This window comes from Leifsonia sp. NCR5, from assembly GCF_002105485.1.
Classification (GTDB): Bacteria; Actinomycetota; Actinomycetes; order Actinomycetales; family Microbacteriaceae; genus Leifsonia.
In genome coordinates this window covers 13,159-34,677 of the sequence record NZ_NCSR01000024.1, presented here as the reverse complement: position 1 = coordinate 34,677, position 21,519 = coordinate 13,159, and the positions used below count along the sequence as shown (strand labels likewise).

Genomic DNA, 21,519 nt, shown 5'->3' with positions numbered 1-21,519 from the left:
GGAAACGTTTGTTTGAACGAGACAAGCCGGTCAGGCGCGGCGGGGCGCATCCGGTTCGTTGATGGAACCCACGATGAGCGCCGCCTGCAGGATGAGCGCCTCGCGCGCCCCCGTGGCGTCCCAGCCGATGACCTCGGAGACGCGCTTCAACCGGTAGCGGACCGTGTTGGGATGCACGAACAGCTCGCGCGCCGTCGCCTCCAGGGACCGTCCGTTGTCGAGGTAGCACCAGAGGGTGGTCAGCAGCTCGGTCGAGTGCGCCTGCAACGGCCGGTAGATGCGGTTGATCAGTGTCGCTCGCGCGAGCCCGTCGCCCGCGAGGGCACGCTCCGGCAGCAGGTCGTCCGCGTGCACGGGACGCGGGCAGTTGCGCCAGGCGCGAGCTACCGCGAAACCGGCGAGGGCCGCCTTCGCACTCTTCGACGCATCCACCAGGCTCGGGACCTCGTGGCCGAGCACCAGGTGCCCTGCACCGAAGCCGGGCTCCAGCTGCTGCGCGATCTCGAGGAAGCCGACGACCGGGGTGGCCCCGATGGCGTCGTCCGGCGTGGAGGCGCTCGGCCAGGCGCGCCCGATCACGAGCACCAGCCTGCTGCCCTGCACACCGATCAGCACGTCCGCCGACATGTGCCGCGCCGTGCGGCGCAGCTGGTCGACGTCGAGGAGCTTCGGCGCTGTGCCGACGAGCACGCTGACCTCGCCGTGGCCGTGCCAGCCGAGCGCGGCGATCCTGCTGGGCAGCTCGTCGTCGTACTCGCCGGTCAGGATGCTGTCGACCACCAGGGCCTCCAGGCGCGCATCCCACAGGCCGCGTGCCTCGGCGGCGCGGGCGTAGACGTCCGCCGCTCCGAACGCGATCTCGCGCGAGTAGAGCAGGATCGCCTCGCGGAGAGCCTCCCCGCCGTTCTTCACGCGGTCTTCGACGACCTCGACCGTCACCTTGATCAGCTGCAGCGTCTGCTGCAGGCTGACGCTCCGGAGCAGCTCACGAGGAGCCGCCCCGAAGACGTCAGCGGCGATCCACGGCGTCGACCGCGGATCGTCGAACCAGGAGATGAACGACGAGATGCCTGCCTGCGCCACGAGGCCCACCGCGGACCGCCTGCCCGGAGGCATGTCGCGGTACCACGGCAGGGTGTCCTCGAGGCGCTTCAGCGTTGCGGTGGCGAGTTCGCCGGAGATCTTGCGCAGCCATGCCAGCGTGTCGGCCTTCGACCTCTCCGCGGGCTTGCCCGGCACCCGATCCGGCGTCTTCGGCACGGTGCCCGGCGTCAGCTCTCGCCGCCGGCGCTGCCGGTGGTGCCCGCGTTGACGTCGTGCAGCAGGTACTTCTCGATCGCCCACGCCGGAGCGTTCGGGTCGACCTGACCGCGGGCCGCAAGCAGCTCCAGGGTCCGGACGACCATCGACGGGCCGTCGATCTTGAAGAACCGGCGCGCGGCGGGACGGGTATCGGAGAAGCCGAAACCGTCTGCACCGAGCGTCGCGTACTCGCCGGGGACGAACTGCCTGATCTGGTCGGGGACCGCGTGCATGAAGTCGGTCACGGCGACGAACGGGCCGTCGGCATCCTGCAGCTTGCGGGTGACATACGGCACCTGCTTCTCCTGCTGCGGGTAGAGGAAGTTGTGCTCCTCCGCTGCCAGGCCGTCGCGGCGCAGCTCCGACCACGAGGTGACGGACCAGACGTCGGCGGACACGCCCCAGTCCTGCGCGAGCAGGTGCTGGGCTTCGAGCGCCCACGGCACGGCGACACCGGATGCCAGCAGCTGCGCCTTGGGGCCGGCCACGTCGGACGCGCGCAGGCGGTGGATGCCCCGCACGATCCCGTCGGCGTCGACGCCCTCCGGCTCCGCCGGCTGCACGATCGGCTCGTTGTACACCGTGAGGTAGTACATGACGTTGGGATCCGGGTGGTTCCCTCCGTACATCCGCTCCAGACCGCTGCGGACGATGTGGCCGATCTCGTAGCCGTACGCCGGGTCGTACGAGACGACGGCCGGGTTCGTGTTCGAGAGGACGAGCGAGTGGCCGTCCGCGTGCTGCAGGCCCTCGCCGGTCAGCGTGGTGCGGCCGGCGGTCGCGCCGATCATGAACCCGCGCGCCATCTGGTCGCCTGCTGCCCACATGGCGTCGCCGGTGCGCTGGAAGCCGAACATCGAGTAGAAGACGTACACCGGGATGAGCGGCTCACCCTGCGTGGCGTACGACGTTCCGACGTTGGTGAACGCCGCGAGGGCGCCGGCCTCGTTGATGCCGACGTGGATGATCTGGCCCTGCGGGCTCTCCTTGTACGCCAGGAGCAGCTCACGGTCGACCGAGGTGTAGTGCTGGCCGTTCGGGTTGTAGATCTTCGCGTTCGGGAAGAACGCGTCCATGCCGAAGGTGCGCGCCTCGTCCGGGATGATCGGGACGATGCGGTGACCGAAGTCCTTCGACCGCAGCAGGTCCTTCAGCAGACGGACGAACGCCATGGTGGTGGCGATCTCCTGCGTGCCGGATCCCTTCTTGGAGATGGCGTACGCCGAGTCGTCCGGGAGGTTGAGCTGCGTGTACTTGCTGCGACGCTCAGGGACGTAGCCGCCGAGCGCGCGGCGACGGTCGTGCAGGTACTGGATGGCCTCGTCGTCCGCGCCGGGGTTGTAGTACGGCGGGAGGTACGGGTTCTCCTCGAGCTGCGCATCCGTCACCGGGATGCGCATGGCGTCACGGAACGTCTTCAGGTTGTCGAGCGTCATCTTCTTCATCTGGTGGGTCGCGTTGCGGCCCTCGAAGCTCGGACCGAGGCCGTAGCCCTTGATGGTCTTGGCGATGATGACGGTGGGCTGGCCCTTGTGCTCGGTGGCCGCCTTGAACGCCGCGTAGACCTTGCGGTAGTCGTGGCCGCCGCGCTTGAGGCCCCACACCTGGTCGTCGGTGTAGTCCTTGACGAGCTCCAGCGTGCGTGGGTCGCGACCGAAGAAGTTCTCGCGCACGTATGCGCCGTTCTCCGTCTTGTACGTCTGGTAGTCGCCATCCGGGGTCTGGTTCATCAGGTTGACCAGCGCGCCGTCGGTGTCGCGGGCGAGCAGGTCGTCCCACTCGCGGCCCCAGATCACCTTGATGACGTTCCAGCCTGCTCCGCGGAAGTAGCTCTCGAGCTCCTGGATGATCTTCCCGTTGCCGCGCACAGGGCCGTCGAGGCGCTGCAGGTTGGCGTTGACGACGAAGGTCAGGTTGTCGAGCTTCTCGTTCGCTGCGACCTGCAGCTGGCCGCGGCTCTCGACCTCGTCCATCTCGCCGTCGCCGAGGAACGCCCAGACGTGCTGGTCGCTCGCGTCCTTGATGCCGCGGTTGGTGAGGTACTTGTTGAGCTGCGCCTGGTAGATCGCGTTGATCGGTCCGAGACCCATCGACACGGTCGGGAACTGCCAGAACTCCGGCATGAGGCGCGGGTGCGGGTACGAGGACAGTCCGCCGCCCGCGTGCGACTTCTCCTGGCGGAAGCCGTCGAGCTGGTCGGCGCTGAGGCGGCCTTCGAGGAAGGCACGGGCGTACGGGCCGGGGGAGGCGTGACCCTGGAAGAAGACCTGGTCTCCTCCGCCTGGGTGGTCCTGGCCGCGGAAGAAGTGGTTGAAGCCGATCTCGTAGAGCGTCGCGCTGGACGCGTAGCTCGAGAGGTGGCCGCCGACGGCGATGCCGGGGCGCTGTGCGCGGTGCACCATGACGGCCGCGTTCCAGCGGATCCAGGCACGGTACTTGCGCTCGATCTCCTCGTCGCCGGGGAATTCCGGCTCGTTCTCGGGGGAGATGGTGTTGATGTAGTCCGTTGTCGGGACCATCGGAACACCGAGCTGCAGTTCTTTGGAGCGCTTGAGCAGGCTCAGCATGATCTCACGAGCGCGCTCGTGGCCATGGGCCGCAACCAGTGCGTCGAGGGATTCCTGCCATTCGGCGGTCTCCTCCGGGTCCGAATCGATGTGATTCACCGAGTACGGGTCCTGGTCGTTTACAGTCACCCTCGACCTCTTTCTTGTGTCGGATAGATGGTAGACGGAGCTGATCGCTGTCGGGTCACAACAAGGGCGATGGCACCATCTGCCAGCCTAGCCTCACTCCGAGCCTCCCGGTGACCGTGCCATTTGACTCCACGGGCACGAGGTCTAAGCTGTGTCCTCGTGCGTGCGCGGCATTCCGGGCCGCGAGCGTGAAAGGACACACCATGGCTCTGGAGAACGACACCCAGGCACCCGACTTCGAACTCGTCAACCAGTACGGCGAGACGGTCAGACTCAGCGACTTCCGCGGAAAGAAGGCGGTAGCGCTCGTCTTCTTCCCCCTCGCGTTCTCCGGAACGTGCACCGGAGAGCTGTGCGCGCTCCGCGACAACCTCAACCTGTTCAAGGACCACGCCGTCGAGCTCATCGGTATCTCCGTCGACTCGAAGTACACGCTGCGCGCGTGGGCGGAGCAGGAGGACTACGACTTCGCGCTGCTGGCCGACTTCTGGCCGCACGGCGAGATCGCCAAGGAGTACGGCGTCTTCCTGCAGGAGAAGGGATTCGCCAACCGGGCGACCTTCGTGATCGACGAATCCGGCATCATCCGCGCCTCGTTCATCACCGCGCCGGGAGAGGCCCGCTCGATCGAGGCGTACCGCGCCGCACTGGAATTGCTGCCGGCCCACGTCGGCTAGGCTGACGCGTTGAAGGGCCTTTAGCTCAGCTGGTAGAGCGCCACGTTTACACCGTGGATGTCGTCGGTTCGATCCCGGCAGGGCCCACCCTCCACTGTTCTCGCGCGCCGATCGCACGCGCCTGGCGCAAACCGGCTGATCCTGCGGCGCGAAACGGCTTTTTGCGCGCATTCCGACTGCATACCGTTGCAGGATCGAGGCTTTCTGGCTCCTTCCGAGCGGCTTCGTTCGGTGGTGGCGTGCTGATCGGGTAGACTCGCCACCACCACCCCTCCTGCCGCTCGCGCCGCCGCTAAACTCCCGGCATGCCCGACGGCCCATACCGCTGGTTCGTGTACGCCGAGATCGCCCTCGCCGTCGTCACGTTCGTCGCCCTGTGCTTCATCGTCGCCCCGTACGGACGGCACGGCCGCTCCGGATGGGGTCCGACCGTGCCGGCGAGGGTCGGCTGGGTGGTGATGGAGAGCCCGGCGTCGATCGTCTTCCTGCTGTTCTTCCTGCTCGGCGACCACCGCACCGAGCTGGTGCCGCTGCTGTTCCTCGCGCTCTGGCAGCTGCACTACGTGCAGCGCGCGTTCGTCTACCCGTTCCTGATGCGGACGGGCTCGCGGATGCCGGTGTCCGTGGTGGCGATGGCCATCCTGTTCAACCTGCTCAACGCGTGGGTGAACGCGCGCTGGATCTCGCAGTACGGGGAGTACGCGAACAGCTGGCTGGCCGACCCGCGGTTCTGGATCGGAGTGGCCGTGTTCCTCGCCGGGTTCGCGCTGAACATCGGCTCCGACCGCATCCTGCGCCGGCTGCGGGATGCGCGCGGCCGGGATGCGCGGGACGGCGGGGCCGCGGGCGGCGGCTACCGCATCCCGCACGGCGGCGGCTATCGCTGGGTGTCCAGCCCGAACTACCTGGGCGAGATGGTGGAGTGGACGGGCTGGGCGATCGCGACCTGGTCGCTGGCCGGGCTGGCGTTCGCGCTGTACACGATCGCGAACCTCGCACCGCGGGCGATGGCGAACCACCGCTGGTACCGCGAGACGTTCGCCGACTATCCGCCGGAGCGGAAGGCGATCGTCCCGTACCTGCTCTGACGGTGGTGCCGCGTACGCTGACGGCAGTCGTCGGAGGGAGTTGGCGTGCCGGAGAGCGTCGAGCAGTGGTGGGCGCGCCGCCAGTGGTCGAAGGGCGAGGCGACGCCGTACCCGGTCGGTCGCTACCGCACCGACTGGGAGCGGTACCCGATGCTGATCCGGCAGTACCACCCCGACCTCAACCACGGCATCGTGCTCAGCCAGGTGCCGCCCGCTGCCGAGGTCTACCTGCTCTGGGAGTGCGACTCCGGGCACCGCTTCGTCGCGACTCCGGAGGAGCAGCGGTCCCGGCCGGGCGGCACCAGACGGCGCTCGGCGTGGTGCCCGGCCTGCGCCGAGGGAGCGGCCCCGCGCCGCATCCGGCAGCCGCAGCCCGACGACGGGATGCACGCCTGCGGTCACGCGCGCGACCCGCGCAGGATCGAGCACGAGCCGGGCGACGACCGCTGCTTCCTCTGCCGCAGGCTCGACACCGAGCGGCTCACCCGCGAAGAACTGGTCACTCTGGCGGCTCCGGGGTCGCGGGTGGCCGTGTCGGAGGAGAACGGCACGGCGGCGAAGCACTCCTGGCAGTGCGACAAAGGGCACCCGGTGTACCAGGCGCGCATCGAGCGCATTCTGGTCGGCCGGCGCTGCCCGGTGTGCCTGCACGCCGCGGCGGGCGCGGATGCCGTGGCCGTCGGCGAGGCGTTCGTGAGCAGGTGGGCGCCGCGCCCAGCCTCCGCCGCCGAGCCGGCGCTCAAGCAGCGCATCGCCGACCGGCTCGACGTGGACCTCGACAGGAACGCCGTGCGCGTGGCGCGGCCGTTCTTCTCGCACCTGGAGGTCTGGCCCGACATCGTCATCGCCGAGCTGCGCGTCGCGATCGAATACGACACCACCGGGCGGCACGGCCTGGAGCACGTCGGTCCGCGCGAGGCGACGGACAGGAAGAAGGACAGGCTGCTGCGGGCGTCCGGCTGGGAGGTGGTGCGCATCCGGTGCGGCAAGCTGCAGCCGATCGGGCCGTACGACCTGCTGGCGGGGTCGGTGAACGCCGCACTGGTCGAGCGCATCCTGGATCGGCTGGGGGAGATCAGGGGCGAGCTGATCGTCGGGGCGTATCTGCGCTGACCGCCGCACACCGCGCCAAATGCCAGTAATTCAGCGGGAAATCTGCACTCGTGCAACGTCGGTGGCCGTGGCTACGCTGAACCCGTACCGGCCCTTCGGCGGCCGGACGCACTCGACAGAAAGACAAGGCTCATGGCTTCCACTCTCAACCCATACATCAACTTCCGCACCCAGGCGCGCGAGGCGATGGACTTCTACCAGTCGGTGTTCGGGGGCGAAGTGCAGCGGAGCACGTTCGCCGAGTTCCAGGTCAGCACAGACCCGGACGAGAAAGACCTCATCATGCACTCCCAGCTGACCACCCCGTCGGGTTTCACGCTGATGGTGGCCGACGTGCCGAAGCACATGGACCTCGCGGAAGGCTCCAACATCTCGGTCTCGCTGAGCGGCGACGACGAAGCCGAACTCTCCGGATACTTCGCCAAGCTGATCGAGGGCGGCACGGTCATCGAGCCCCTCTCGAAGGCGCCGTGGGGAGACAGCTTCGGGATGGCGGTCGACAAGTTCGGCGTGTCCTGGCTGGTGAACATCGCAGGGTCAGCGCCCGCTCAGCAGGGCTGACCGGCGCATCCGGGGTCGCCCCGCCGCCGCACGGTTGCCCCGTCGCGGCGGCGAGGCGACAATGAGGCATGAGCGTGTCGACGATGACCGGCCCGATTGTTGCCGGGGTGTACCCGGGACAGCCGGTCGCGGTCGTGCAGGAGGCCGCCGCGCTGGCCGCGCGCCTCGACCGGGCTCTGCTCTGCGGCTACGTGACGCCGGACAGCTACCTGACCGAGTGGGAGCGCGCCGACCTGCGCAGGGAGGCGTCGTTGCATCCGGAGGGTGTCGGACCGGACGACGAGCGGCTGGCCATCGACCTGGCGGCGGCGATCACGGATGCGCTGGCGGACACCCGGGTGGATGCCGCGGAGGCGGACGGTGATGCGGAGGCGGAGGCGTCCGCAACGGGGGAGCCGGGTGGCTGGGCGGCGGGCGCAGGACCGTGGGGTGGCGGGATGGGGCGCGGCCTCAGCAACGGGTGGGTGCTGCGCATCCTGGCCGGGGACCCGTCGCGGGCGCTCGCGCGGGTGGCCGAGGAGGTGGATGCTCCGCTGATCGTGGTCGGAACGCACCAGGCGGGATTCGGGCACGCGGTGGAGGAGTGGCTGTCCGGGTCGGTGGCGGTGCAGCTGACGCGGGCGCAGCATCGGTCGGTGGTGGTCGTGCCGATCGGGCACGCGAGCAGGCGGACGCGGACGCTGGGGTAGCGCTGTCGGGGTACCGCTGTCGGTGGGCGGGCGTAGCGTCTGGCACGAAGGCCGACGGCGGATTCGGGGAAGGGGCGGCAATGTCGACACTCGAGGGACGGGATGCGTCCGCACTGCTGGTGATCGACGTGCAGAACGGCGTCATCGGCGGGGCATACCGGAGGGACGAGGTGATCGGCACGATCCGGGCGCTCGTCGACAGGGCGCGTGCCGAAGGGGTGCCGGTGGTGTGGATTCAACACTCCGACGAGAACATCGAGGAGGGCACCGACGCCTGGCAGTACGTCCCGGAGCTGGTGCGTGCCGAGAGCGAGCCGCTCGTGCCGAAGCACTACGCCGACGCGTTCGAGGAGACCGCGCTCGAACAGGTGCTCGCGGATGCGGGCATCGACCGCATCGTCGTGACGGGCTCGCAGACGGACGAGTGCATCCGATCGACCATCCACGGCGGCCTCACCCGCGGCTACGACGTGACGCTGGTCGGCGACGCGCACACCACCGAAGACCTCAGCGAGTGGGGCGCGCCGACGCCCGATCTGGTGGTGGCGCACACGAACCTGTACTGGGGCAACCACAGGGCTCCGGGGCGCGAGGCTGCGGTCGTGGATGCGGCGGACGTGCGGTTCTCGGGGTGAGCACGATGCGCCTCGTCGTGGTCGCGGCGTCCGACCAGGCGGACGTGACCTCGGAGAGCGGCACGGCGACCGCATCCAGGTCGAACGCACCGGCAGTGATGAGGGATGCAAGCTCCGGGAGCGACGCGAGGATGTCGCGGGGCGGGACGGAGCCTTGGCCGCTGCCGATGATCCGCAGGTCCGCCGCACGCAGGGCGGCGGACGGGATCGGGGCGGTGCCGCCGGCGACCGAGCCGATCTGGATCCAGGTGATGGCGCGGCCTCTGTCCGGCCGGGCGGTGATCAGGCCCGTGAGCGCAGCGGCGGCGGGCTCTCCCCAGAGATAGTCGAGGACCACGTCGACCTCGGCGGCCGACCGTCCGATGGCGTCGGCGATAGCGGCGGGGTCGCCATCGAGGGAGACGACCTCGGTGGCGCCGAGGGCGGGGAGCGCCGCCAGTTTCCCGGCGTCGCGTCCGGCCGCGACGATCCGGGATGCGCCCAGACGCTTCGCGAGCTGCACGGCCAGTCCGCCCGCGCTTCCGGTGGCGCCGAGCACCAGGACGCTCTGGCCTGGCTCGAACCGCATCCGGCTGCGGAGGGCGAGCCACGACGACATCGCGGGGTTCATGGCGGCGGCGACGGCGATCGGGTCGGCGTCCGGGGCGAGGACGATGCTGCGGCGGCGATCGATCACCGTGCGTTCGGCCATCGAGCCGGCGGTAGTGTCTGCCAGGACGAAGTAGTGGAGCGCTCCGGACGCGTCGCGGCCCACTCCGTCGATGCCGGGGATCAGCGGGAGTTCGTCGGTGCTGGTGTAGTGGCTGCCGTCCGCCTGCGACCGCACGCGGGGGTGCAGTCCGGCGGCGATGACGTCGACCAGCAGTTCGTCGGGCTCGGATGCCGAGGGATCGGGGACGTCGGCGTAGCTGGGTCGTGCGTCGAACGATGAGACGAGTGCTGCTTTCATGGGGACCTCCGTCGTATAGTTGGTAACACGAAGTATTATTAGTTCGTATTACCACCTATGTCAAGGAGGCGCGATGACGGCGACGGAACGGGAGAGCGGCGGCGATGGTGGCGGCGTTGGCGACCAGGATGCGCTGGTCGACGCCCTCGTGCAGTTCTCCTATCGGACGATGGGGGTGCTCAGCAGACTGGCCGCCGAGAACGACCTGTCGCTGACGCAGCTGCGGGTGCTCGGCATCCTGCGCGACCGCCGGCTGCGCATCACCGCCATCGCCGACTATCTGGGCCTGGAGAAGTCCACGCTGTCCGGACTGGTCGACCGCGCGGAGAAGCGCGGGCTGGTCAAGCGCGCCCCGTCCGCCACCGACCGGCGCGCCGTGGACGTGCTCCTCACGGCCAGCGGGCACGAGCTGTCCTCCCGCCTGACGGCCGAGCTGAGGACCGAGCTGACGCCGTACACCTCGACGCTCGCGGCCGACGAGCAGCAGCAGGTGCGTTCGCTGCTCGAACGGATGCTCGGCGGGGACGCGCTCTGACCCTCCCGCCCCTCCCGCCGCTCGGGCGACGGTGGCAGACTGCGGGCATGGGTATCGAGGAGTGGTGGGGGAGACTGGGCCCCGCCGAGCGGCAGTGGCTCATCGACAACAACGGCGACGCGCTCCCGGATGCGCTGGTCGCGTCGATCGTGGAGGCGGGCGGCGTGGTGCAGGTGGTCGGGGCCGAGGATGTGGCCGAGGACGTTCCTCCGGGCAGTTACCTCGCCGACGACGACGTGGACTGGATCGAGGAGACGGCGAACGAGGACGACGGCGCCGAGCTCGACGAAGAAGAGTGACCGCCGCAGGTGTACCTTGCTGGGCATGAGCACGGACACCGCTGTTCTCGACTGGATGCTCGACTCCGATCCTGCGTTGCGCTGGCGGGTCGAACGCGATCTTCTCGGCGCCCCGCCGGAGGTGTGGGCCGCCACGCGGGCCAGGGTCGCCACCGCGGGGTTCGGCGCGCGGCTGCTGGCCGAACAGGACGCCGACGGGCAGTGGGCAGGTGGCGCGTACTTCCCCGGGGACGCCGAGTTCGACCATCCCGATGAGCGTGACGAGGGCGGCCAGCCGTACACCGCCACCACCTGGAGTCTGAACGCGCTGCGGGAGTGGGGTGTCGACGCCGGCGCCCTGGCGGGTACCGCCGAGCTGCTGGCCGCGAACAGCCGGTGGGAGTACGAGGACCTGCCCTACTGGGGAGGCGAGGTCGACTGCTGCATCAACGCGTTCACCCTCGCAAACGGGGCCTGGCTGGGCGCCGATGTCTCGGGGATCGCGCAGTGGATCCTCGAGCACCGGATGGCCGACGGCGGGTGGAACTGCGACTGGGTGGAAGGCTCGACGCGGTCCTCGTTCCACTCGACCCTCAACACGCTCGACGGGCTCCTCTATTACGAAGGCGCGACCGGAGGCAGCGACGCCCTCCGCGAGGCCAGGCACGCCGGAGAGGAGTACCTGCTCGAACGCCGTCTTCTGCGGAAGCAGTCGACGGGCGAGCTGGTCGCTCCGTGGGTGGCCAGGTTCGCGTACCCGTTCCGCTGGAAGTACAGCGCCCTGCACGCCGCGGACTACTTCCGCGCCGCCGCCCTGCACGACGACACCCCGCCCGACCCGCGGCTGGCCGAGGCCGTGGAGCTGATCCGCGCATCCCGCACCCCGGACGGGACCTGGCTGCAGGGGTACCGGCACCCTGGCAGGGTGTGGTTCGAGATCGACGCGGCTCCGGGCGAACCGTCGAAATGGCTGACGTTCCACGCGACGCGCGTGCTGGACTGGTGGGACGGGGCCGCACAAGGCACCCGTGGATCGGCCTCGCCAGGGGATTGACGGCGCGTCGTCCTGGGGGCACGGTGATCGGCGAGCCGGATGGCGGGTCGATCCGACGACAGGGGCGGCCGACGATACCGCACCCCCGGCTCCGGCGGCGACCGTGCCCCGACCGCACGGTCGCCGTTGCACCGCACGTCGGCGGCCGGGCGAGAGACGAGGGAGAACGCAGTGACGATTCAGCTCAACGAGAAGGCGCTCACGCACGCGCGCGGCCTGCTGCGCCGCGGCGAACTGGTGGCCGACGAGCGGGACGACTGGAGCGAGCACGCCCCGTCCGCCGACGAGGAGAACGCGTTCATCGAGAAGCACGGGATCGCCGAGTACGCCCAGTGGCATCTGGGCGAGGACACTTCCAAGAACGAGGGCACGAAGGGCAGGTACTCGTTCCCGTACGGCGACTTCAGGAAACTGCACCGCTGCGCCGTGATCTCCGGCGAGAGCAGGGCAGGGCAGTACGACCACGCCAGCATCGAGAAGGCGTTGAAGGAATTGCTCGGCGGCATCGACCGCAAAGAGTCCGCAGACAAGTAGTGAGCAGGATCGACAGGCGAAGGAGCACGATCATGAGCGACGCACGCGAGACAGCACCGGAGAGCCCGTCGGGGGAGCCCCTCGACACGGCACCCACCGAGACCGGAGAGACCGAGGACGCCGACGAACTGCTCGACCCGCGGGAGCCGTACGACGCGCACGGCGTGTTCGAACCGCGCAGGGACGGCGCGGGGGCCGACGACCTCGACGCAGGCACCGACGACATCGCCGCCGAGCCGCTCGACGACGACCAGCTCTGAGCCGGATGTTCCCGGGTTTCGAGGTCGACGACATCCTGGTCGACCCCGACGGCGTCGATGACGGCCCCACCGTCGTGCACGTACGCCACGCGGGCACGGGCCCGCCGGTCCTGCTCCTGCACGGCCACCCGCGCACCGGCTCGACCTGGTATCGGGTGGCGCCCCGCCTGGTGGAGGCCGGCTTAACCGTGGTGGTCCCCGATCTGCCGGGCTACGGCGCATCCACGGCCCCCGACCCTCAGCCCGACCACGCCCCGCACGCGAAGCGGGCGACGGCCGAGCGCCTGCTGGCGGCGATGGATGCGCTCGGGCACGAACGCTTCGCGGTGGTCGGTCACGACCGGGGCAGCTACGTGGCGTTCCGGATGGCGATGGACCACCCGGAGCGGGTCACCAGGGTGGCGCTGCTGGACTGCATCCCGATCGTCGAGCATCTGGAGCGGATCACCCCGGAGTTCGCGACCGCCTGGTGGCACTGGTTCTTCTTCGCTCAGCCCGGCACGCCGGAGCGGGTCATCCTGGCCGATCCCGACCGCTGGTACCACGGCGATCCAGAGGCGATGGGGGCGGAGAACCACGCCGAGTGGCGGGAGGCGGTGCGCAAGCCGAGCGTGGTGCGCGCGATGCTGGAGGACTACCGCGCCGGCCTCACCGTCGACCGCGCCGACGAGACGGCCGACCGAGCGGCGGGAAGGAAGATCGAGCAGCCGCTGCTCGTGCTGTGGTCGGGGCGCGACGACCTGGAGCAACTGTTCGGAGACCCGCTCGCGATCTGGCGCGACTGGGCGACCGACGTGCGCGGCTGGGCGATCGACTCCGGTCACCATGTCGCCGAGGAGCGTCCGGTCGAGCTGAGCGCGGCGCTGGCCGGGTTCCTGTCCGACCGTCCGGGCGGGTGATCGGTCACGCCCTCCGCCACTCGTCACTGGTGAGGTGCGAGCCGGCCTGCGGACCCATCTGCAGCATCCCGCCGTCGACGGTCCAGGATGCGCCGGTGACGTACGACGCCTGCGGGGAGGCGAGGAACGCGATCACGGCGGCGACCTCGCGGGCGTCGCCGGGGCGGCCGAGGGGGATGCCCGGCCGGTGCACCCGGCGTGGATCCTCGTCGTCCGCGTCGTTCATCGGGGTGGAGATCTCGCCGGGCGCGACGGAGTTGCAGGTGATGCCGTACTCGCCGAGTTCGAGGGCGAGCGTCTTGATCAGCCCGCCGAGGCCGTGTTTGGCGGCATCGTATGCGGCGGACCCGACCCGCGGCTGGTGCTCGTGCACGCTCGTGACGGCGATGATGCGTCCGCCGCGTCCCGCATCCACCATCCGCCTGGCGACGCGCTGGATGCACACGAACGGCCCGTCGAGGTCGGCGGCGACGGTGGTGCGCCAGGTGTCCCAGTCGGTGTCGAAGAACGCGGGGCCGCCGTTGACGCCCGCGTTGTTGACGAACACATCGCAGCCGCCGAGCCGGTCGGCGAGCGCGTCGACCACGTCGCCGCAGGCGGGGGCGTCCGTGGTGTCCAGCCTGGTCGTGAACGCCTGGCGGCCGGCGTCGCGCACGAGCCGGGCGGTCTCCTCGGCGCCGTCCTCGTCGGAGTGCCAGGTGATGCCGACGTCGAGACCGGCCTCGGCGAGCGCGACGGCCGTCGCCCTGCCGATGCCGGAATCCGAGCCGGTGACGATCGCTGTGCGTGGGGTGAAGTCCTGGTCGGGCATGCTCGTTACGGCTTCCCTTCCTCACTGTACGGCGTCTCGCCCTCTGCGCCGTCGCCCGGGTCGTCGGCCTCCCGTTCGGCGTCGCCGTCGCGCCGGGTGCCGAGGTCGTCGTCCGGGTCGGCGAGCGCGCCGATCACGTCTCCGATGACGTTCTTGTCCGGGGTGGGGTCGACGGCGCCTCCGTCGTCTCCCTCGAGGCCGTCTGCCAGTCCGTTGGTCTGGTCGAAGCCGGTTTCTCTGTCGTCTCGTCGGTCTGTCATGACCGTCATCGAACACCGAATCCGCTGTTCGGCAAGCCCCCGCCGTCCGGTCCGGGTGAGGCGTACACTCCGCGCCATGACTGCCGGAAAGCTGATCTTCATCCGTCACGGCGAGAGCACAGCGAACGTGGCGGCCACCGCCGCCGAGCTGGCCGGTGCGGAGACTATCGCCGTGGAGGCGCGCGACCCCGACGTTCCGCTGACCCCGCTCGGCGAGCAGCAGGCCACCGCCGTCGGGCCGCGGCTGGTCGACGCGCTGGACGGGCACCCGGAGCGCGCGCTGTTCTGGAGCTCTCCGTACCGTCGCGCCGTTCGCACGGCCGAGCTCGCGCTGGGCGGCGCCCTGCCGTTCACCATCGACGAGCGTCTGCGCGACCGCGAGCTGGGCATCCTGGACGCGCTGACCACCCGGGGCGTCGACGCGCGGCTCCCGATGGAGGCGGCCAGGCGGCGCTGGCTGGGGAAGCTCTACTACCGCCCGCCGGGCGGCGAGGCGTGGACGGACGTGGCCCTCCGGCTCCGCTCGTTCCTCCGCGACCTGGACACGGCGGACGGACGGCCGGTGGTGCTGTTCACGCACGACGCGGTGGTGAGTGTGTTCCTGTACGTGCTGTGCGGGTGGACGGAGCAGCAGCTGGACGACTTCCTGGTCTCCCGCATCGTGGGCAACGCCTCCCTGACGACGCTGGAACGCGACGGCGCCGGCTGGCGGCTGGACGCGTTCGCCGACGACGCGCACCTCCACGACGCCGGGCTTCCGGCGACGGCGCACCCGGGAGCGGCCCGTGTCGACGACTGAGCAAGGCGGCATGGCGGGCACGGCCGCCGAAGTGGATGCGGTGTACCTGCGCCGCTGGGAGCTCCCTGCCCCCGGCGCGTCGAAGCAGTCCCGCGGAGACGTGGTGGTGGTCGGCGGTGCCGAACGCTCCCCTGGCGCTGCGCTGCTCGCCGGGCGTGCATCCCTGCGGGTCGGCGCCGGACGCCTGACGCTCGCGGTCGGGAAGTCCTCGGCCACGGCGGTGGCTGTCGCCCTGCCGGAGTGCGGGATCGTGCCGCTCTCCGAGAACGCGGACGGCTCAGTGCGCGGCAGGTCGGTCACGGCGGCCGCAGCAGACCTGGGCGGTGCGGACGCCGTGCTCGTGGGACCCGGCCTCGACGACATCGGCGAAACGAAGCGGATGCTGACGACACTCGCCGGTGTCGTCTCCCGCGACGCGACGCTGGTGCTCGACGCGTACGCGCTCGGCGCCCTGGCGGTGGCCGGACGCAAGGTCCTTCGCGGGTTCGGCCGCGGCGCGCGCATCCTGACGCCCAACCTCGACGAGGCCGCGCTCCTGCTCGGACGTCCGCTGGACGACCAGCCGGCCGACCTGCTCCGCATCGCTCGGCGCTACCACGCGGTGGTCACCTGCCACGGCTGGATCGCCGACCCCGACGGCACGCTCCTGCACGTCCGCGACGGCGGACCGGGGCTCGGCACGTCGGGCAGCGGGGATGCGCTGGCCGGCGCGATCGCCGGGCTCGCGGCCCGGGGATGCGGTCCGCTGCAGGCGGCGGCGTGGGGCACGTACCTGCACGCGGCGGCAGGGGAGTCGCTGGCGCGGGAGGTGGCGGCGCTCGGGTTCCTCGCAAGCGAGATCGTGGAACAGCTGCCGCGGGAACTGGCGGCGGTGGAGGACAGGGTGGGGGAGTAGCGGCGCCGCGCATCCGCCCCTGCCGGCGGCTACGCCCGCGTGCTCGCGAGCAGCTCGATGACCTCCGCCGTCGTGCCCGTCTCGCCGATTCGTGGGAACACGCTGCTCACCACGTGGTCGTGCGCCTCCGCGCTCCTGTCCGACATCGCGTCGGTGGCGAGGGTGACGTTGTAGCCGAACTCGTGCGCCTGCCGCGCGGTGGATTCGACGCCCGCGCTGGTCGCGATCCCGGCGATCACCACCTGCGTCACGCCCTCGGAGCGCAGGTACGCATCCAGATCGGTGGCGGTGAACGCACCCCAGGTGCGCTTGGTGACCACGTGGTCGCTCTCGGTGCGGTGCAGCTCCGACACGAATTCGAGCGCGTCGGCCGGGCGCTCGCCCATCGGGCTCTGGGCCTGGGCGCCGGGCTGCGCCTCGATGCGGCCGGGAGCGCGCCCCGCCACGTTCACCAGCACCACCGGAAGTCCGTAAGCGCGGAACGCGTCGGCGAGCGCCCCCGCGTTGGCGAAGACCTCCTCGACCGGGTGGGCGACGTGGTATGCGCGGATCGCGTTCTGCAGGTCGACCACGATGAGTGCGGTGCGGGTGTCGATGGTGCTGATGGTCATGCGTGGGGCCTTCCAGACGGGACTTCGAGCCTACGCCCGCGTCAGCCCCGTTCTGTGTCGGGCTTCCCCGGTCGCGCGTTCGCGTCGTCCCTGATGTCGATCCTGGTGACGCCGGGCTCCGGCTCCTCGGTGCTGATGCGCGGCTTCGCGTCCTCCTCGGTGGACTTCGGGGCCGTGGTCAGCTGGTCCTCGCGCTTCTCCGCTGGCGACAGCTCGTCCGCCGGGTCTGCAGGCATGGGTCTCTCCTCTGGTCGATGGGTGGGGGAGTCGGCTCGAACGGTATGCGGGAACCGGAGGCGACGCAAGGCCACCCGGCCGCTGACCGCCTCAGCTCGGGCTCGGGATGCTCGGGATGCGCGCCACCGGCTGCCGCAGGATGGTCCGCAGCTTCTCCGGCGCCGTCCGCCGCGCGTCGCTCAGGTAGATCTCGTGGTGGAGGCCGACCATGCGCATCCCGTTCGCCGGCACGAACTCCGTGTGCAGCGCATCCAGCACGGGCGCTTCGTCGTCGTACGAGCCGACGTGCAGCGTCTGGACGCAGAGCCCTTCGTCCAGCCACCCGGCCCGCACCGCGTCGATCGCCGCGTCGCCCACCGAGCGGGCCGCTGCGGAGCGCGCGACGTCGAGATGCTCGTCGGTGATCCAGGCCGGGATGAGGTTCAGGAGCGTCCACGACCAGAGGGACTTGTCCCTGCCGGTGGTGAACGCTGCAGGATCGTCGGCCCACCAGAGACCTTCGAGCGGCATCACCGTGTAGTCCTCGCCGAGCTCGTTCTTGCTGAAGAACTTGAGCTTGTACGCGAACGGGTAGAGCGCAGCGAGTGCCGCCTGGTATGCGGGGGCCGTGTTCGGGTCCCCGTGGCCGTCGACCATCAGATAGCGCAGCGGGGGAACGGTGACGACGTCGAACCGTTCGCGTGGGGCGCTGTAGCTGGCGAGCTCCTTCCGGAGATCGTGCTTCACGGCGTGGCGGAGGTGAAGCCGTCGGGGAACGACACCGTGCGGTCCGGCCCCATCGGACGGAGGCCGTCCGGCAGCGGGAACCCGACCGTGTACTCGACCAGCGGGGCGTTCATGTCGCCCCAGTCGTCCTTCTTCACCCGGATGGCGTCGGTCGACACCTCGGTGATGCGCACGCGCAGCCAGCGGCCGTCGTCGAGGCGCAATTCGAACGGGTCGGCCAGGTAGCCGATGCCGAGCGCATCCAGGTGCTCCTCGGCGTCAAGCCAGTCGACAACGCCGGTCACCCGGCGGCCGAGCAGGTCGACGGCGACGAAGCCGTCGCCGTCCTGGTCCATCCAGCCGAGCAGTTCGCCGTCGGAGCGGCGGTGCTCGATCCAGGTCTCCTGAACGCTCATCGGCCCACCATACAAGGTGCCTGCCATGGGCAGAGATACCGTTACAGTGGACGCTGTGCTGATCCCCGAAATCGACAGAGCCTAGCCACCGACTTCTCGGTGGCGGCCCCGCAGCAGCGTCAGCGCGCAGCCCTCGGCAGGGGAGTCCTCTGCAGGGCAGCGCCGACGTGCGACGCCGTCGAACCCGCACACCGGCGATCCGCCGGGACGCGGGCAGGTTTCTGATCATTCCGCTCCCGTATCCCGTCGAGCGCGCACTTCTAGGGGATCCATGTCCAACGCATCCATCGTCCTGTCCACCCTCTCGTTCTCCTGGCCGGACGGCGAGCCGGCCATCGCCGGCGTCACCGGCAGTTTCGGCTCCGGCCGCACCGGCCTCGTCGGCGACAACGGAGCGGGCAAGTCCACGCTCCTGCGGCTCATCGCCGGCGAGCTCACACCCACGAGCGGCAGCATCAGCACCACCGGAGACGTCGGCTATCTCGCGCAGTCCGTCACCTGGCGGGACGCGACGACGCTGGCCGACCTGCTCGGCATCGCGCCCATCGTCAGCGCCCTGCGCGCCATCGAAAGCGGTGACGTCGACGAGCGGCACTTCGACACCGTCGGCGACGACTGGGACATCGAGTCCCGCGCCGACGAGCAGCTGCGCCGCCTCGGCTTCAGCTCCGCCGACCTCGACCGCAGCGTCGGCACGCTCTCCGGCGGAGAGGTCATGCTCATCGCCATCGCCGGCCTCCGCGTGCGGCGCCTGCCGATCACGCTGCTCGACGAGCCGAGCAACAACCTCGACCGCGACGCCAAACGGATGCTCGCCGACCTGCTCGACACCTGGCCGGGCACCCTCGTGGTCGTCAGCCACGACCTCGACCTGCTCGACCGGATGGATCAGACGGCCGAGCTCTACGACGGCAGGCTCACCGTGTTCGGCGGCCCGTACAGCCAGTGGAAGGAGAACCTCGACCGGCTGCAGGCGGCGGCCGTTGCCGCGGCCCAGGCGGCCGAGCACGCCGTCAAGGCGGAACGCCGCCAGCGCGCAGAGGCGGAGAGCAAGCTCGCCAAGCGGGCGCGAACGGCGAAGACCGCGAACGAGAACAAGAAGGGGTCGAAGATCCTGATGAACGGGCTGGCGTCCCGGGCGGAGAACTCCGCGGGCAAACTGCGCGCCGGGCTCGACGACAAGCTGGACGCCGCGAAGGCGAACAGAGAGGCGGCGGCGGCGCGTATCCGGCCCGACCAGAAGATCAGCCTGCAGCTGCCCGACCCGGATGTGCCCTCCGGCCGACGCATCGGTGAACTGCACGGCACAGACCGCACGATCATCGTGCAGGGTCCGGAGCGCATCGCGATCGTCGGCGCGAACGGTGTTGGAAAGACGACGCTGCTCGAGAACCTGGTCGCCGGACGCGCGTCTGAGTCCGGCCGGGCCGGCGGGGTGCTGCACACCGACAGGGTCGGTTATCTCAGCCAGCGGCTCACCGGACTCGACGAGTCGCGCAGCGTGCTCGACACCCTGCGTGCGGTGGCGCCCCAGGTTCCGGATGCGCAGCTTCGCAACCAGCTCGGCCGCCTGCTGGTCTCCGGCAGCGACGTGAACCGTGCGGTCGGCACGCTCTCCGGCGGCGAGCGGTTCCGGGTGTCGCTCGCCCGGCTGCTGTTCGCCGACCCTCCCGCTCAGTTGCTGGTGCTGGACGAGCCGACGAACAACCTCGACCTGGTGAGCGTCGACCAGCTGGTGGCGGCGCTCACCGCCTACCGCGGCGCGGTGCTGGTGGTGAGTCACGACGACCGGTTCCTGGCGCGGCTCGGGTTGACGGAGGTGCTGGAGCTGGGCGCGGCAGGGGAGCTGCGGCGGGTGGAGGTGGCCGCGGGCTGAGGTGGCGGTGAGTGGAGATCAGTCCCCGGCGCCCACCGCCACCGCAGCCTGCAGCCGCCGGATGACCTCACCGCGCAGGCCGGAGGCGAGCAGCCCGGGCCCGAGCGGCCCGGCGGAGTCGTGGCCGAGCGGGGGCAGGGTCGCGAGGGCGGCCCTCGCCTCCGCGCTCAGCCGCGCGAGCTGCCAGGCGATCTCGGCGTCGAGCGCATCCGGTCGTTCCGGTGCGGCGAGCGCGGCCGCCGTGGCCGCGTACGCCGCGGCGCCGAGAGCGTGCGCGCCCATGTGCGCGACCCCGGCCGCCTGCGCTGCCGCCCGCGCGGCGGCGACCGCGGCGGGCGAGCTGACCGCCTTCGCCGCGCGACCAGCCACGAACCGGCGACGGATCTCCTCGGCGGCCCCGAGCTCGCCGCGCGCGAACGCCCTGGTTCGTGCGATCGCATCCCGGGCCCGGTCGTCGTCGGGCGCCTCCGCCTCGAACAGCGGCAGCACCCGCTCCGCGCAGTCCGCGGCCCACACCGCGACGATGCGGCGGTCCTCTTCACTCAGCGACTGCGGCGACGGCATACCGCCACCCTTTCACACCGGCCGCTGGCGCGTCCGGCCGCGAGTAGTTCACGCGGAGAACGCGCGCGACGCGCCCCCCGTTTCTCCGCCCGAACGGAGAACCGCGAGCAACCGGGCCGTTCATCCGTCCTCACCAAGGCGCGGCAGCGGACGCCGCCGTCTCCGTTCCAGCGGACACGCGGTCGCGCGGCGGTCCGGACTCCGCTTGTGCGGAGAGTACAGCGGCGTGTCGCCCTACGACTCCGCCGTTATGGCTCACACCAGCACCCTGGACCGCGGAAACCGTTTGACCGTACGCTGTCATCCACGTGACCTTCACGCGCTGAGCGCATCCAGGACCTGTTCGATCTCGAACACTCGAGAAGGGGGAGCACGATGGAGGAGCCGAGCGGCGCCGTGACCGGGGAGGCACCGCCGCAGCGGGTGGGGAGGAGGCGCCGGCCGACCGTCGACACCATCGCCGTCATCGTTCTCTCCACGGTCGCCGTGCTCACGGCGTGGTGCGGTTTCGAGTCCTCGAAGTGGGGCGGGGAGATGTCCATCGCGTTCAGCCAGGCGTCGAGCGCCAGGGTGCAGGCCGGCGACTATGCCAGCCAGGCACGGGATGCGCGGGCGCTCGACCAGGGCGTCTTCGAACAGTGGGTGCTCGCCGACGCCCGCGGCGACACCCAGCTGGTCGAGTACATCGAGGCGCGGTTCTCGCCGGAGTTCGCCGTCGCCTTCGACGCCTGGACCGCTGAGGGACGCGTCGATCGTGGGCCGTTCGTCCGGTCCGACTACGTTCCTCCCGGCACGGCGGAGGCCAAGAAGCTCAACGACCGCGCCGACGAGCGCTACAACGCCGCACTGACGGACAACGCGCGCGGAGACAACTACTCGCTGCTCACGGTCATGTTCGCGCTGGTGCTCTTCCTCGCCGCCATGTCGCAGCGCGCCATCCCGCGCACGGGGCGCCTGGTCCTGATCAGCACGGCCATCGCCTTCGCCCTGTTCGGCGTCGTGCTTCTCGCCACCTTCCCGATCCGGATCTGACCGGTCCCGAATCCGCTGGGGTGGAAAGAGGGGTCTAGAGGGT

The 21,519-nt window shown here is 70.5% G+C and carries 25 protein-coding genes, 1 tRNA gene and 1 pseudogene; 17 read left to right on the top strand and 10 right to left on the bottom strand.

Annotated elements, in window-relative coordinates; all coding sequences use genetic code 11:
* Positions 1-30 precede the first annotated feature (30 nt).
* Together B7438_RS16795 and aceE are read right to left on the bottom strand one after the other, a co-directional pair.
* Entirely contained in the window at positions 31-1,239 is a 1,209-nt protein-coding gene (locus tag B7438_RS16795; protein WP_085370833.1) for a CdaR family transcriptional regulator, read from the bottom strand.
* A gap of 32 nt (positions 1,240-1,271) precedes the next feature.
* A complete protein-coding gene (gene aceE, locus B7438_RS16790; RefSeq protein ID WP_085370832.1) occupies positions 1,272-3,998 on the bottom strand; it encodes a pyruvate dehydrogenase (acetyl-transferring), homodimeric type in 2,727 nt (908 codons plus the stop codon).
* 203 nt (positions 3,999-4,201) lie between these two features.
* Here aceE and B7438_RS16785 point away from each other — a divergent pair, with 203 nt between their 5' ends.
* The 7 genes from B7438_RS16785 (at position 4,202) to B7438_RS16755 (ending at position 8,761) form a co-directional block, all read left to right on the top strand.
* Positions 4,202-4,675 (top strand): peroxiredoxin, encoded by a 474-nt coding sequence (locus B7438_RS16785; RefSeq protein WP_085370831.1) that lies wholly within the window; start codon positions 4,202-4,204, stop codon positions 4,673-4,675.
* Between the two features lie 14 nt (positions 4,676-4,689).
* Positions 4,690-4,762, top strand: a tRNA-Val gene (locus B7438_RS16780).
* Between the two features lie 218 nt (positions 4,763-4,980).
* A complete protein-coding gene (locus B7438_RS16775) occupies positions 4,981-5,763 on the top strand; it encodes a DUF1295 domain-containing protein (RefSeq protein WP_085370830.1) in 783 nt (260 codons plus the stop codon).
* Positions 5,764-5,808: 45 nt separating this feature from the next.
* Positions 5,809-6,876, top strand: coding sequence for a zinc-ribbon domain-containing protein (locus B7438_RS16770; RefSeq protein WP_085370829.1), 1,068 nt, complete (start codon positions 5,809-5,811; stop codon positions 6,874-6,876).
* A gap of 132 nt (positions 6,877-7,008) precedes the next feature.
* Positions 7,009-7,437 carry a VOC family protein gene (locus B7438_RS16765; protein ID WP_085370828.1) on the top strand — a complete coding sequence of 143 codons (429 nt, stop codon included), beginning with the start codon at positions 7,009-7,011 and terminating at the stop codon, positions 7,435-7,437.
* 68 nt (positions 7,438-7,505) lie between these two features.
* On the top strand, positions 7,506-8,126 hold the full coding sequence (locus B7438_RS16760; RefSeq protein WP_085370827.1) for a universal stress protein: 621 nt from the start codon (positions 7,506-7,508) through the stop codon (positions 8,124-8,126).
* An 80-nt stretch (positions 8,127-8,206) separates the two neighbouring features.
* A complete protein-coding gene (locus B7438_RS16755; RefSeq protein WP_085370826.1) occupies positions 8,207-8,761 on the top strand; it encodes an isochorismatase family protein in 555 nt (184 codons plus the stop codon).
* A gap of 160 nt (positions 8,762-8,921) precedes the next feature.
* On the opposite strand, the pseudogene B7438_RS20915 reads toward B7438_RS16755, so the two are convergent.
* Positions 8,922-9,329, bottom strand: a pseudogene (locus tag B7438_RS20915) (zinc-binding dehydrogenase); the annotation flags it as partial.
* A gap of 454 nt (positions 9,330-9,783) precedes the next feature.
* Between B7438_RS20915 and B7438_RS16745 the strand changes: the two are divergent.
* From B7438_RS16745 to B7438_RS16720, 6 genes are all read left to right on the top strand, one after another.
* A complete protein-coding gene (locus B7438_RS16745; protein WP_085370825.1) occupies positions 9,784-10,245 on the top strand; it encodes a MarR family winged helix-turn-helix transcriptional regulator in 462 nt (153 codons plus the stop codon).
* Positions 10,246-10,292: 47 nt separating this feature from the next.
* Positions 10,293-10,544 (top strand): hypothetical protein, encoded by a 252-nt coding sequence (locus B7438_RS16740; protein ID WP_085370824.1) that lies wholly within the window; start codon positions 10,293-10,295, stop codon positions 10,542-10,544.
* A gap of 25 nt (positions 10,545-10,569) precedes the next feature.
* Complete coding sequence (locus tag B7438_RS16735; RefSeq protein WP_085370823.1) at positions 10,570-11,577, top strand: squalene cyclase; 1,008 nt, start codon at positions 10,570-10,572, stop codon at positions 11,575-11,577.
* A gap of 171 nt (positions 11,578-11,748) precedes the next feature.
* A complete protein-coding gene (locus B7438_RS16730) occupies positions 11,749-12,111 on the top strand; it encodes a hypothetical protein (RefSeq protein WP_085370822.1) in 363 nt (120 codons plus the stop codon).
* 32 nt (positions 12,112-12,143) lie between these two features.
* On the top strand, positions 12,144-12,371 hold the full coding sequence (locus B7438_RS16725) for a hypothetical protein (RefSeq protein WP_085370821.1): 228 nt from the start codon (positions 12,144-12,146) through the stop codon (positions 12,369-12,371).
* A 5-nt stretch (positions 12,372-12,376) separates the two neighbouring features.
* Complete coding sequence (locus B7438_RS16720) at positions 12,377-13,270, top strand: alpha/beta fold hydrolase (protein WP_085370820.1); 894 nt, start codon at positions 12,377-12,379, stop codon at positions 13,268-13,270.
* Between the two features lie 4 nt (positions 13,271-13,274).
* Here the strand turns inward: B7438_RS16720 and B7438_RS16715 are convergent, their stop codons facing one another.
* Together B7438_RS16715 and B7438_RS16710 are read right to left on the bottom strand one after the other, a co-directional pair.
* On the bottom strand, positions 13,275-14,081 hold the full coding sequence (locus B7438_RS16715) for an SDR family oxidoreductase (protein WP_085370819.1): 807 nt from the start codon (positions 14,079-14,081) through the stop codon (positions 13,275-13,277).
* Positions 14,082-14,086: 5 nt separating this feature from the next.
* Positions 14,087-14,341, bottom strand: a complete 255-nt coding sequence (locus tag B7438_RS16710) for a hypothetical protein (protein ID WP_085370861.1) — start codon at positions 14,339-14,341, stop codon at positions 14,087-14,089.
* Between the two features lie 76 nt (positions 14,342-14,417).
* Here B7438_RS16710 and B7438_RS16705 point away from each other — a divergent pair, with 76 nt between their 5' ends.
* Together B7438_RS16705 and B7438_RS16700 are read left to right on the top strand one after the other, a co-directional pair.
* A complete protein-coding gene (locus B7438_RS16705) occupies positions 14,418-15,140 on the top strand; it encodes a histidine phosphatase family protein (RefSeq protein ID WP_085370818.1) in 723 nt (240 codons plus the stop codon).
* Between the two features lie 10 nt (positions 15,141-15,150).
* Positions 15,151-16,035: an ADP/ATP-dependent (S)-NAD(P)H-hydrate dehydratase gene (locus B7438_RS16700; RefSeq protein ID WP_085370817.1), complete on the top strand. Its 885-nt coding sequence runs from the start codon at positions 15,151-15,153 to the stop codon at positions 16,033-16,035.
* A 29-nt stretch (positions 16,036-16,064) separates the two neighbouring features.
* On the opposite strand, the gene B7438_RS16695 is transcribed toward B7438_RS16700, so the two are convergent.
* From B7438_RS16695 to B7438_RS16680, 4 genes are all read right to left on the bottom strand, one after another.
* A complete protein-coding gene (locus B7438_RS16695) occupies positions 16,065-16,646 on the bottom strand; it encodes an isochorismatase family protein (RefSeq protein ID WP_085370816.1) in 582 nt (193 codons plus the stop codon).
* A 41-nt stretch (positions 16,647-16,687) separates the two neighbouring features.
* Positions 16,688-16,882 (bottom strand): hypothetical protein, encoded by a 195-nt coding sequence (locus B7438_RS16690; RefSeq protein ID WP_085370815.1) that lies wholly within the window; start codon positions 16,880-16,882, stop codon positions 16,688-16,690.
* Positions 16,883-16,973: 91 nt separating this feature from the next.
* On the bottom strand, positions 16,974-17,609 hold the full coding sequence (locus B7438_RS16685) for a GyrI-like domain-containing protein (RefSeq protein ID WP_085370814.1): 636 nt from the start codon (positions 17,607-17,609) through the stop codon (positions 16,974-16,976).
* Positions 17,606-18,004 (bottom strand): hypothetical protein, encoded by a 399-nt coding sequence (locus tag B7438_RS16680; protein WP_085370813.1) that lies wholly within the window; start codon positions 18,002-18,004, stop codon positions 17,606-17,608. The genes B7438_RS16685 and B7438_RS16680 overlap by 4 nt, the downstream gene beginning before the upstream one ends.
* 271 nt (positions 18,005-18,275) lie before the next feature.
* On the opposite strand from B7438_RS16680, the gene B7438_RS16675 reads away from it, so the two are divergent.
* Complete coding sequence (locus B7438_RS16675; RefSeq protein ID WP_085370812.1) at positions 18,276-19,880, top strand: ABC-F family ATP-binding cassette domain-containing protein; 1,605 nt, start codon at positions 18,276-18,278, stop codon at positions 19,878-19,880.
* Between the two features lie 18 nt (positions 19,881-19,898).
* Here B7438_RS16675 and B7438_RS16670 read toward each other — a convergent pair whose 3' ends face one another.
* A complete protein-coding gene (locus tag B7438_RS16670; RefSeq protein ID WP_085370811.1) occupies positions 19,899-20,444 on the bottom strand; it encodes a putative immunity protein in 546 nt (181 codons plus the stop codon).
* Between the two features lie 375 nt (positions 20,445-20,819).
* On the opposite strand from B7438_RS16670, the gene B7438_RS16665 reads away from it, so the two are divergent.
* Positions 20,820-21,476 carry a hypothetical protein gene (locus B7438_RS16665; protein WP_256922090.1) on the top strand — a complete coding sequence of 219 codons (657 nt, stop codon included), beginning with the start codon at positions 20,820-20,822 and terminating at the stop codon, positions 21,474-21,476.
* Positions 21,477-21,519 lie beyond the last annotated feature (43 nt).